This is a genomic window from Alkalibacterium sp. 20 (assembly GCF_001885615.1).
Lineage (GTDB): Bacteria > Bacillota > Bacilli > Lactobacillales > Carnobacteriaceae_A > Alkalibacterium.
In genome coordinates, this window is the sequence record NZ_LSRN01000058.1 from 1 (window position 1) to 12738 (window position 12738).

At 39.7% G+C, this 12738-nt stretch carries 10 protein-coding genes and 1 tRNA gene; 9 read left to right on the forward strand and 2 right to left on the reverse strand.

The window, feature by feature from the left end:
- The 7 genes from AX762_RS09880 to AX762_RS09910 form a co-directional block, all read left to right on the forward strand.
- The coding region (locus AX762_RS09880) for a glycoside hydrolase family 38 C-terminal domain-containing protein (RefSeq protein ID WP_143139348.1) at positions 1–1334 on the forward strand (1334 nt) is incomplete at its 5' end.
- A gap of 481 nt (positions 1335–1815) precedes the next feature.
- A complete protein-coding gene (locus tag AX762_RS09885) occupies positions 1816–2196 on the forward strand; it encodes a hypothetical protein (protein ID WP_071848973.1) in 381 nt (126 codons plus the stop codon).
- An 18-nt stretch (positions 2197–2214) separates the two neighbouring features.
- Positions 2215–2439, forward strand: a complete 225-nt coding sequence (locus tag AX762_RS09890; RefSeq protein ID WP_071848974.1) for a hypothetical protein — start codon at positions 2215–2217, stop codon at positions 2437–2439.
- A 97-nt stretch (positions 2440–2536) separates the two neighbouring features.
- A tRNA-Leu gene (locus tag AX762_RS09895) sits at positions 2537–2620 on the forward strand.
- A gap of 288 nt (positions 2621–2908) precedes the next feature.
- Entirely contained in the window at positions 2909–4042 is a 1134-nt protein-coding gene (locus AX762_RS09900; RefSeq protein ID WP_071848975.1) for an exonuclease SbcCD subunit D, read from the forward strand.
- Complete coding sequence (locus tag AX762_RS09905; RefSeq protein WP_071848976.1) at positions 4043–7102, forward strand: AAA family ATPase; 3060 nt, start codon at positions 4043–4045, stop codon at positions 7100–7102.
- Positions 7103–7169: 67 nt separating this feature from the next.
- On the forward strand, positions 7170–7571 hold the full coding sequence (locus AX762_RS09910) for a RidA family protein (RefSeq protein ID WP_071848977.1): 402 nt from the start codon (positions 7170–7172) through the stop codon (positions 7569–7571).
- An 80-nt stretch (positions 7572–7651) separates the two neighbouring features.
- Here the strand turns inward: AX762_RS09910 and AX762_RS09915 are convergent, their stop codons facing one another.
- The gene (locus tag AX762_RS09915) at positions 7652–8509 is read right to left on the reverse strand and encodes a CPBP family intramembrane glutamic endopeptidase (protein WP_071848978.1); all 858 of its coding nucleotides are present in this window, start codon (positions 8507–8509) and stop codon (positions 7652–7654) included.
- A gap of 187 nt (positions 8510–8696) precedes the next feature.
- Here AX762_RS09915 and AX762_RS09920 point away from each other — a divergent pair, with 187 nt between their 5' ends.
- Complete coding sequence (locus tag AX762_RS09920; protein ID WP_071848979.1) at positions 8697–9875, forward strand: M20 family metallopeptidase; 1179 nt, start codon at positions 8697–8699, stop codon at positions 9873–9875.
- Between the two features lie 491 nt (positions 9876–10366).
- Here AX762_RS09920 and AX762_RS09925 read toward each other — a convergent pair whose 3' ends face one another.
- The gene (locus tag AX762_RS09925) at positions 10367–10759 is read right to left on the reverse strand and encodes a hypothetical protein (RefSeq protein ID WP_071848980.1); all 393 of its coding nucleotides are present in this window, start codon (positions 10757–10759) and stop codon (positions 10367–10369) included.
- 313 nt (positions 10760–11072) lie between these two features.
- Between AX762_RS09925 and glyA the strand changes: the two genes are divergently transcribed.
- The gene (glyA, locus tag AX762_RS09930; RefSeq protein ID WP_071848981.1) at positions 11073–12293 is read left to right on the forward strand and encodes a serine hydroxymethyltransferase; all 1221 of its coding nucleotides are present in this window, start codon (positions 11073–11075) and stop codon (positions 12291–12293) included.
- Positions 12294–12738 lie beyond the last annotated feature (445 nt).

The following is a 12738-nucleotide window of genomic DNA, read 5'->3' on the forward strand; positions in this document are numbered from 1 at the left end:
TGACAAGGAAAAAAATTAAGTTTTTTGCGGAAGTTAAAGGAGTAGGTTATCGCACGTATTATATTGAAGAAGGAAAAGCATCGAGTGCAAACGCCGCTTCAACTGATATAAATACTTCAGAGAATTCAATCGAAAATAATACTATAAAAATTATAGCTAACATTGACGGGACAGTAAGTTATTATAATAAATCGTCAAAAACCAAAATCCAAAATGTTCTTAATATTTTGGATGAAGGAAATGCAGGAGACAGTTATGATTATTCTCCTCCCCGAAAAGATAATGTAATTGACAGTAGAAATTTCGAGTCTGAAATCAAGATTGAGAAAATAAACGATTTTGAAGCAGAAATGAAAATTTCTAAAGTTATGGAGGTCAATAAAAATACAGATGACACGGAACGAAGCAACAAAATGGTTGCAATGAAGATCAATATGGTAATTAAAATCAATACAAACAGCCGTTATTTTGATCTTGATGTGTCTGTAGATAACCAAGCAAATAATCATCGCGTCTCATTGTATATTCCAAATTTCACAACAACTATGCACTTTAGAGAAGGCAGTTTTGGAGATGTTAAAACAAGTAACGTTGTAGATTATCAAAACACTTTAGATATGGGATGGAAAGAATTATGTTATCCGATATATCCAACACAACGTTATGTTTATGACATTGATTCTAAATTAGCTGTATTTAATAAAGGGATTCAAAGTTATGAAATAATGAAAGAAAATGATTTGAAAATACACTTGCTGACCACGATGGACTATATGGGAAAAAAAGATTTGTTGTATAGACCTGGAAGGAGATCGGGAGCTAAGATATATACTCCGGACTCATTACTGATTGGCAAGCATGAATTCAACTTTAGATTTTTATTGTTTGATGATAAAAATGAAATTTATTCTACCAGTGATCAATTTCAAACTAATCTTTTTGGACAATATTTTCATAAACCTAATAGTCGAGGATTCATGTCTGACGAACTCACAGCTTTTTCTATCTTAAATAAATCAGTTTCGACCAGCGCCTTGATGAAATCCCAATTCGAAGATGGAATAATATGGAGAGTTAAAAATATGTCGAATGATGTAATTGATTCAGTAGGTTTGAAGTATAATAGTAATCTGTATGAATTTGATACAGAAGTTAACTTGCTGGAAGAGAAACGTCCTAACGACAGGATTAGTGAAGAGATGACTGCTGATTATATAGGCGAAGAATACGAAGGATCCGGAGAATTATTTAAAACTGGGAAACTGACTATTCACGATTTAAAACCCAATGAATTCATTAATCTCAAGTTTAAAATTAATAAATTAAGTATCTGAGCAATCACTGAAAACAGTTTCCATACAAGAAACATGTCTAGCTTGATTTTACAAATCAGTACAAAGGCATGGTATGTTAAAGACGCAAATCAAAAATCCAAAGAATAAAATGATATAGTAACCAGTGACTACATTCGTATTCACGCAAGGGTCTATGAATAAATGCCATCGACCGTTATGACATTCAAATAATAAAGAAGAAAATCACAATAACCTTTGGTGTAATTTGGGTTATTGTGGTTTTCTTTTATAGGGTCTACGATACTTTGAGAACGACCATAAATGCCGATGCTGTAACAACTTCGTAATCTTTGACAAACTAAAAAGTTAAAATGGCATTATATAAATAACAGACGCGGGATGCATTTACTTACAAGTTAATCGAAGCGTTATCAAAAGCGTTAATCACCTCGCTATCTGTAAAAGCATTGATGAACTGTTTTGGTGGCTCTATTTTGGAAAAACTAAAGGAGGGAAAATAATGGTGAAATGGCATAAATTATTATTAATAACAGCAACAACCATGGGATTACTTGCTGCCTGTGAAGAAGAGGGTTCCGTTGACGATGCAGCTGACGATCTGGTTACTGAAAACACGGAAGAAGAAACAGAGGAAGAAGTTGAAGAAGAGCCGACAACGAGCCTGGGTAAAAGCAGTAATCCGGTTCCTATGGGTGAGACGGCTCAAATCGATTATGATGACGAAGACTTTGAAACTGAAGACGGTGTGCTAGAAGTCACACTGAGCAACATGATTTTAGGAGACGATGCGTACGAAATGTTACTTGAGGAAAATCCAAACAGCGAAGAAGCACCGGAAGGGTATCAATGGCTGATTTTTGATGTTGAAGCAACACATTAGTCGAAGGCTATGAGGATATTGCTTATAACCCATTACCCATTACCTATCATATCAAGCGTGTCTGCAAGTGGTGTAGAGTCACCGGACGGGTATTACACAACCATCGATGAGTTCGGGTATATTGACTTATATTATGGCGGGAGCGCATCGGGAAGACAATCAGCCATTGCACCAATAGATGGAGAATTTCTTATTAAATGGTATGAAGGCTTTGGAAATGAAGTTTTCTTTGATGTTGAATAAGTAGTTTCCCTATGGGGGACTCTTTTATATATAGAGCGGGTTATTTTATATATGTATTAACAAGACATTCTAAATGTGCTATACTTATGAATGTTCCGGCTAGGTGGTGGAATGGTAGACACGTCAGACTCAGAATCTGGTGGGCGCAACGCCCGTGAGGGTTCGACTCCCTTCCTGGCCATTTTTATACTGATTAAACGCATATTTCGATATGCGTTTTTTTAGTATACGAAAGTAGAATTAGCATGAATATTATCAATCAGAGTAGACTTTCCGCTAACTTGAGTCAATTTCACCGAAAGATAGATGAATGATACGAAAAAGCTTGCCCTTCACAGGAGTAGAAAGCAAATGAAAGTAACGCAATATCAAAAATGTAACAATCGCACAGCGATTGTTTTCTACCCCCATTACATCAGGAGACTATTTTGATATACTGGACCTACTAAGAAAATACGGGAGGAAAAACATGAGGATCTTACATACGGCAGACTGGCATATCGGAAAGATTGTCAATGAGTTTTCAATGATTGAAGATCAGGCAGTGGTGTTACATGCGTTGGTTGAAAAAGTGAAAGAACTGGATGTGGACGTCTTGATCATGGCGGGGGATTTATATGACCGTTCTATTCCTCCTAAAGAAGCCGTAGTCCTGGCTACCGCTATTTTCAACCGACTCATTCAGGAAGCAGGAATTCCGGTCATGGCAATTGCCGGGAACCACGACAGTAACGAACGGCTGGAATACGGGGCCGAACTGCTTGCCGGAAGTCGTTTATTTATTGAAGGAACCGTTAAGAAAGAAGTGAGGAAAGTGACAATCGATGGCGTGAACTTCTATTTGCTGCCATTTGCCGATCACGTCACGATTAGACAGATTCTTGAAAATGAAGAGATCAAAGACCTACAGGATGCGACGGGTGCGCAGATCGAATCGATCAAAGCGACCATGAATCCAGATGAAGTCAACATCCTGATTGCCCATGGGTATATCGTGAACGGCGTGAAAGAATCGGTCGAAGCATCTGATTCTGAACGCCCGTTGAGTATCGGGACCGCTGAATACGTGGATGTCAATCTATTCGATGCGTTTGATTACGTGGCACTCGGGCATTTGCACAAGGCACAGAAGGTCAAGACAGACCGTGTCAGGTACAGCGGGTCACCGCTGAAATATTCAAAATCGGAAACCCGTCATAAAAAACAGCATGTCCTTATAGATATTGATAAAGAAAAATGTGACATTGAAATGATCGAGATCAAACCGGAACGAGATATGCAGGTACTAAAAGGCACGTTCGAAAAATTGATGCAAAACGAATCAGAGGATTACATTTTCTTTGAACTGGAAGACAGAAACTATGTGATGGATGCTATGAACCAGCTGCGCCGCCGTTACCCTTACGCGATGGGGTTGGAATATACCAGTCAGAAAGAAAGTCGTGAATCCAGTCAGGCAACCAAGCAGGAAGCCATTGAAAAACGCAATTTGTTCGAGCTGTTCGGTGATTTTTATGCTGAATACAAGGCGAACCCCCTGGATGAGAATCAGAAAGACGCCATCCAGCAAACATGGAATCAGGCATTGAAAGGAGAGAAGTAGATGCGTCCGTTAAAATTAGTTATGAATGCCTTCGGGCCGTATAAAAATAAAGTGGAAATAGATTTCACTGAGTTCACCCAGTCTTCTCTCTTTTTGGTGAGCGGACCAACCGGAGCCGGTAAAACAACGATTTTTGATGCCATCGCTTATGCCCTGTTCGATTCGGCCAGTGGTGATGCGCGCGGGAAAGACTCGTTTAAATCAGACCACGCGACCGATAGTGACTTGTGCTATGTTGAATTGGAATTTCAATTAGGCAAAACGATCTATACTGTCCGTAGGGAACCTGAACAGATGGGCCCCGGCAGACGAGCTAAACCCAGACAAATCAAATCGAATGTCGAATTCCATAATGGGAAAAGCGTGACCACGAAAATTGCAGAAGCGAATCAGGAAATTGAAACACTGATTGGTTTAACATATGACCAGTTCCGTCAAATCGTGATGCTGCCGCAAGGGGCTTTCAAAAAAATGCTGGAATCCAACAGTGGTGAAAAAGAAAAGATATTCCGAAATATCTTTCAGACAGGTATTTACGAACGCTTTCAGGACGAACTGAAAGTGAAGGCAAAAGTATTGGCCGATGAACGTAAAGGCTACGTACTGGCTCTGCAGGAAGCCTTCAAACGCATCAACAGGGATGAAAATGAACCGCTGGAAAAAGCGATCGAACAGTTCGACGTGCAGGCGGTATTGAGTGAACTGGAACTGCTTATTCACGCGGAAACAGAAGCCTTAGGTAAAGCAAAAACTGAACTGTCTCGTTTACAGGCTGAGAAAATCAGACACACCAAGATGATTGAAATGTTAAATAAAAAAGAAACGCTGGCAAAAGAGAAACAGGAGCTGGACGCGAAGGCAGAAAAGGTGTCTCAGTATAAAGAGCAGCTGGACCAACACCAAAAAGCGCAAATACTGGTTCAGGCTCAAGCCAACGTATTTGAAACACGAACTGAAAAAGAAGAAAATCAGCAGGCCGTTATCCGTTTGACAGAAAAGCAGCAAACCTTACAGGAAGAACTCAACGAGCTGGATGAAAGCTATCAGGCTATTTTAAAAGAATATGAAAAGCTAGATGATGCAAGGAAAGAAATTCAGGGTTATAACGAAGAATTGAAACGATTTGAAACAATCAAAGAGCAGGAAACGCGTCTCGCTGACTTGACTAAACAGGAAAAAGAAATCGAATCGGAAAACGAACGCTTGTCCGGAAAACAAGCTGAATTAACGGCAAAAATAAAAGAATTAAAAGAAATGTTAAAGCAAATTAGTCAGACAAGAGAACAATTGACTGAAGACTATAAAGTATTTAGTGCCGACAAAGAAGAACTGTCTGAATTAAACCACCGATTAAAAGCACTCACAGAAGTTTGTCAGTGGCGGGAAAAAGGGATCGAACTGAAGAAAGCATTCCAGGAATCAGAACGCGACCTTAACCAAGCTAGAAGTGAATGGCAGCTGGCTAAATCCACTTACTTCGGTCAGTTATCTGTCGTCCTAGCTGGTGAACTGGAAACAGGCGAACCGTGTCCAGTCTGCGGATCGATCGAGCATCCTCAGAAAGCGCACGCACAAGCAGAAGAAGTCACAAAAGAACAGGTGGATGCTTTAGAAAAGATAAAAGAAGCGGTCGAATCGGAGTACAACCGTCTGGTGAGCCAGTCTGAAAACCTTTACGAGCAAGTGTCTGAGCGGTGTGAAGCACTAGACGTCTTATCGGAAGAGACATCAACTGAGAAAGAAACAGTGACACAAAAAGTGAATGAAATGAAAGAAAACGTGGATACATTACAAGCAGAAACCGAGAAGAAAGAAAAAATCGTGAAACAGGAAACTTCTTACACTAAGAAGTTTAGCGATTTACAGACACAAGAACGTGACGTTTCCGAAGTTTTATCTAAAAACGGTTCTAAAATCGAAGCCATTCAAGCACGACGAAAAGAAATCAGTGAGGAAACGGATAAGCTGAAAGAAACATTGACCTTCGAGTCAAAAGAGCAAGTGACAAATCTCGTACAGACAAAAGAAAAAGCCATAAAAGAGACCGAAAAAACAGAGAAGGCCATGCGGGAAAAACATAATACTCTTGAAAACACCCTGTCTTCTAACGAAACAGAGTTGAACTTGACGGGAAAACGAGTCAGTGAACTCAGTGGAAAAGAAGAAAAGTTGGCACAAACGCTAAAAGAAAAACTGGAAGCGAGTGAACTTGGAGAAACCTTTGCCACATACGTATTAGAAGACAAACTCGTTTCAGAAATGAGTGAAGCTATCCAGACGTATGGTGAAGTGAGAGCCATTCACCAAGACCGTGTCAAAGAAGTCACCGACTTTCTCGCAAAAGCAGACGATGTGTCGACAAAAGCAGAGCATGATAGAGCATTATCTGAAATCGAAGAATCTCTACCTGAGTGGGAACAGAAACGGGATGATTGCGTCCGTTTGACCAGCCAAAATCAGGGTGCACGCGACACCATCAAGCAGTACCAAGCACAGAGCGAGCACATCGAAGCGGACTATCAGCTTTACGGAGAACTGTCTCGTTTGGCAAGTGGTGCAAAAGAGACGGACTACATTTCTTTTGAACGTTTTGTTTTAGGCATTTACTTTGAAGAAATTCTGGAAGCGGCCAACATGCGCATTTCAACTATGACGAATAACCGCTATGAATTACACCGGAAAATCGAGAAAGCCAAAGGAGCTGGTCCTCAAGGGCTGGACATCGATGTCTTTGATCATTACACCGGCAAAACACGCGGCGTCAACACGTTGTCCGGTGGCGAAACCTTCAAAGCCTCGTTGGCCTTAGCTTTGGGACTCAGTGATGTCATACAAAGCCAAAACGGCGGCGTGAGCGTCGATACGCTTTTTGTTGATGAAGGGTTTGGAACGCTCGACTCGGATTCGTTGGACATGGCAATTGAAACCTTACTGGACCTGCATGAACGCGGCCGACTGGTGGGCATCATCTCGCACGTGGATGAACTGAAATCTCGGATTCCGTCACATATTATCGTTGAGAAAACCTCTACCGGCAGTCACGCATATATTCAGGCTTAATGACTATACGGTGGCCAACTTAACGCGTGTATAATTTAATATAACTAAATCTAAAGGAGCAGATCATATGACTAAATCAGAAAAACAGATAGTGAAATCAGAAAAAGCCCCAGCAGCAATCGGACCATACTCTCAAGCCGTTACCTTTGGTGACACGGTATATGTTTCCGGGCAGCTGCCTATTGATGCGGAAGCTGGAAAAATCACTGCAACAACTACGAAAGAACAGACCAGACAATCTCTCAAGAACCTTGAATATATCTTGGTTGAAGAAGGACTGGACCTGTCAGATGTACTGAAAGCAACGGTTCTGCTAAGTGACATTGGAAACTTCCAGGAGATGAATGGGGTCTACTCAGAATTCTTCAAAGAACCTTATCCTGCGCGCATTGCCTATGAGATTGCGGCACTACCAGCCGGCGCCTTAGTGGAGATCGATGTCATTGCGGGTAAATCAGACAGTAAATAATCAGATAAATAAATAGTATAAATGGCCCTCTTAAGCAGAGACTGATCTGCATATGAGGGTTATTTATGTAGTATATGTTATTAATTTCGGGTATTGAATGCAAAAGGTGCAACTTCATCATTTAAGTTCCGACTGTATTTATAAACGATGAATATAAAGATAGGTAAAGCTATAACGAATACCAAACTTGATATATTTAGTACCGGAGTCATTTCCTCAATAAGTTGAGGCACAGAGAAAACGTCGTTAGATTCAGTCGTTGGAAAAAGTAATAGACTGACTGCGATCAGATTATTTATTACATGCATAAGTATCGGATAAATCAGCTTTTTGGTTTTTATATAAACAATGCCGTAGAGCAGTCCGCCAATAAACTGAGGGATAATGAACGAACCGAAGTGCAGGACTCCGAATAATAAGGAACTGATTATAAGTGCCCGGGTATTACTGCTTTTCTCAGCCCATTTATTTAGAATGAGTCCTCTGAAAATAAATTCTTCTGTAATAGGTGCCAAAATGACAGCACTGATGATCAGCCACGTGCTAGATTCAGTAGGGCTTGCATCAACCATGAATGAGAGGGCAAACGATGAAATTTCTGGTCGAGTGATAAAAATCCGTAAGACTAAACCGGCAAATGAGAAGTATAGAATGAGTTTGCCAATAGTTAATAATGATGAGAATAATAGCATCTTTTTACTTACAGATGTCTCTCCGAAAATTGATTTGAGAGAAATTTTTTTTCTGTCCAGATGTCTGACTGTGAATAAAGATACTGCTAGCACGATTCCTAATTCTGATAGAAATTTTAAAAAATTCTGAGAATTATTGGGAAAGAAGGGCTCTATAATAAAGAGAGCTAAAAGACTAAGGATAAATGCAAATACAGAAAATGCGGCTATTTTAATCAATGAAACATTATGTAGAGAATCATCCATGTTAGACACTCCTGTTTGTTTTGATTATAAATAAATTAGAATGTTGTGGTGTATACTTATCTTAATTTAATTATACATATATGATAAAAGTGAATCAATATATCTTTTGTTTACGTAAAGTAATTTGAAATTAGTACACAAATGGCGTATATTTATTTGAAATGAATGATAGAAAAGGATGATCGATATGGTTCTAAAATGGAAAGAAGAAGTAAACGGAATCGTTAAGCAGTTGCGTCCAGAACTGCAGGAACTAAGTGAGTACATTTATGATCATCCGGAATTGGGACACGAAGAGTTGAAATCTTCAAAAGCGCATGTAGAATTATTGAAAAAACACGGATTTGAAGTGGAATACCCATACTTAGGTATAAGCACCGCTTTTAAAGCTGTTTATAAAGGTGAAAAAGCTGGGCCGACACTGGCGTACTTATCGGAATACGATGCATTACCAGGAATCGGTCACGGGTGCGGACATAATATCCTCGGGGCAACTGATACGGGAGCAGGGATCGTTTTGTCCAAACTGGTGGATGAAGTTGGCGGGACCGTTATCGTTCTAGGCACACCGGCTGAAGAAACGAATGGGGATAAAGTCACCATGGCAGATGCTGATACATTTGACGATGTCGATGTGGCTTTTTGTACTCATCCGTCTGACAAGAATCATGCGAGCGGGAAATCGATGGCGATGGAAGCAATCGAATTTCGTTTTTACGGCATGACGGCTCATGCGGCAGCTACACCCTTTGAAGGGAAGAATGCCTTGGATGCCTGTATCAATTTCTTTAACGGTGTCAGTACCCTGAGACAACAGCTTCGTCCGACTGCACGTGTTCACGGTGTGATCAAAGAAGGTGGTGAGGCGGCCAATATCATACCTGATTACACGCGAGCTGAATTCTATGTTCGCGCAATGGATATGCCGTATTTGAATGAGTTGAGAGAGAAAGTGATCCGCTGTGCTGAAGCAGGTGCCTTAGCGGCCGACTGTGAAATGGAATGGGGTCATTACGAGGCTAGTTACAAAAACCTCATCACCAATGAAACACTGTCTACTCTATATAATGAGAATATGCACTCTTTAGGTATAGCAATGGTTACAGAACCACGCGAGTCGATGGGATCGATGGACATGGGGAATGTCAGCCAGGTCGTCCCGGCGATCAATCCGTATTTTGAAATCACCAACGGAAAAGCAGTGTCGGGTCACACAACGGAATTCAGAGAATGCACCCTGACTGAAGAAGCGTATAGAGCAATGGAAAAGACGATTTCAGGACTGACTTTGACTGCCATTAATTTGATTACTGACGATTCGATTCTTAAGCAAGTTAAAGCTGAATTTGAGCAGAGATTTAAGTGAAATAATCTTTAATATAATTTATTGAAATCACCAATTTGGTGATTTTTTCATTATCTAAATAGAGTTGTTGTTTATTGATAAGAATTCGTTTGAATATTTACTAAGTCGATGAAAAGGTGAAGTTAAGTTAATAAAAGGGAGGAGTCTTTTATTAACTCGTAAAGAGTCAAAGTGTGACTTAATAGAAAAAGCGTTAAGTTGTAATAACTCAAACTGAGAAAAGTCTAGAGTTACTAAAAGAACACCCATGTTTTAATAACTCAGACAGTTACATCGATTTCAGTTGTTAAAAGACGATTCACCTTTTATTAAGTCAAACCGGATAAATAGTTGAGTTGTAAAAAGCCACCCGCACTTTTATTAAGTGCGGGTGGCTTTTCAGATGAGTCGATAGAATATTGTTGGTGTTTGATTTATTGGATAACATTAAAAACAGGAGTTATGAGTAGATGAATGATTATCAAAGAATTGTATTATTTTAATTATAGCTATCATTCTTTTATACTTGAGGGAACCTTTATTAGAGAAAAAGATTTAAAAAATGAATAAACACCAAAGTAAATGATTAATGCAAGAATGAGAATGATCCCGGAATCGATTCTGTCGAAATAGGTTATTGTAGCGGGTAAAAGGACTAAAAAAATCATTAAAAACCAAGGAGCCCACGGTGTGACTCCTAGACGAATCTGATCACCTTTATAAACTTTTAGAGTATTGCTTTTACCACCAAACTGAGAAACCTTCAATAAGGCTCCATTGCCAGGGACGTCAATTTCTTTTTTTTCTCCTGATGTTATGGTATCAACTTTTTCACCATTTAAATAAATATGTAAACGTGTAGAACCTCTGAAAAAAGCACTTTCTCTCAGAATTGTGACTGACATAGAATCCTCCTCATAAATATGTGTTTGTAATAGATGCGAAAGCATATCCCTTATATTACTATAACAGTAATAACTAACAGTTTTCAAAATAATCTGAAATATATAATCATAGTACAGATGATACTTGTGTAGGCTCTTTGAACTAGGGAGAGTTTGAAATCTACAAAAAAGTCCATAAGCAACTAACTTATCATTAAGATAATACAAACGATCTCAAATAAATGAAAGAAGTTAGTCATTTTTTTCACCCAGCTATGCTATACTTCAATTGAATAGTCAAATATGAAGGAGTGGACGGACATTGACAGAAACCATGTATGATCAAGAAGTATTTGAAGCTATCGCGTTAGAGAAGAAACGTCAGGAAGAGAATATCGAACTGATTGCGTCGGAAAACTTTGTTTCTCAAGCAGTTATGGATGCACAGGGAAGCGTCTTGACGAATAAATATGCGGAAGGCTATCCAGGCAAGCGTTACTATGGTGGCTGTGAGTTCGTCGATGTCGTGGAGAACCTGGCAATTGACCGTGCTAAAGAACTGTTCGGTGCTGAGTATGCAAACGTTCAGCCGCATTCCGGTTCTCAGGCAAATACGGCTGTGTTTCAGACCTTCCTAGAACCCGGTGATACATATATGGGCATGGACCTGAGCCATGGCGGACACCTGACGCACGGCTCTCCCGTAAATTTCAGTGGGAAACTATATAACGTCGTACCCTATAAAGTAGACAAAGAAACGGAAACAATCGATTTCGACCAAGTCAGAAAGCTTGCTTTAGAGCATAAACCTAAAATGATTATTACCGGATACAGTGCTTATCCAAGATCGATTGATTTTGCAAAGTTCCGTGAAATCGCTGATGAAGTTGGGGCTATTTTAATGGTCGATATGGCACATATTGCCGGATTGATTGCTGCAGGTGAACATCCCTCTCCAATTCCTTACGCAGACGTCGTCACCAGTACCACGCATAAGACGTTACGTGGTCCAAGAGGTGGTTTGATTTTAGCGAAAGCAGAATACGGGAAGCGATTGAACAGTGCCATATTCCCAGGAACACAAGGGGGACCACTTGAGCATGTCATTGCTGCAAAAGCAGTTGCATTCAAAGAAGCCTTACAACCTGGATTTAAAGGGTATGCAAAAGAAATCATTGCCAATGCCAAAGCGATGGCTGAAGTGCTTGGACAATCAGATGGACGCTTGATTAGTGGTGGGACAGATAATCACTTATTATTGATGGAAGTGAGTGATTTTGGGCTGAACGGAAAACAAGCAGAAGCCCTACTGGACAAGGTAGGTATTACAGTAAACAAAAATACCATACCTTTTGAAACGTTAAGCCCATTCAAAACAAGCGGCATTCGTATCGGGACACCGGCAATCACTACTCGAGGATTTAAAGAAGAGGAATGCAGAAAAGTTGCCGAATTGATCATAGGTACACTGAATGCTAAAGATGACGAAGAGAAATTGACTGAAATTAAAAAATCCGTTCGAGAATTAACCAAACAGTTTCCACTATACACATAAGTCTTGCGGGAGATACAAAAACGAGCGCTTCCGTCCGAGCGTATAGATTTATTTTGAGGACAAAAACATCTAAAAAGCTGGCTTCGGTACAATACCGAAGTCAGCTTTTTATTGACGCATTTTCCTAGAGGGTATCACGTCTTTTTAGCGTTTCAAACAGAATGAAAAGTCGTTTATTTCTTGCTGAGTTCTTAATGCTTGTACATTAAACTTTATTGAAATGGCCTTTCCTCTCATAAACATATAAATGATTTCATTCGTTATAGCACGAAATCATTTATATGGTAAGGGTATAAAAAAAGAACCCTATTAGAATAGTAAACTGGATCCTATAAAGTAGACGCTTAATAAAGCACCCTACTTTTAGGACCCAGTTTTTTGTTGTTTAAAAATTGAAATACTCCCTCTGATATTGGTAAACTACAGATAACTATTGGGTTTGAAT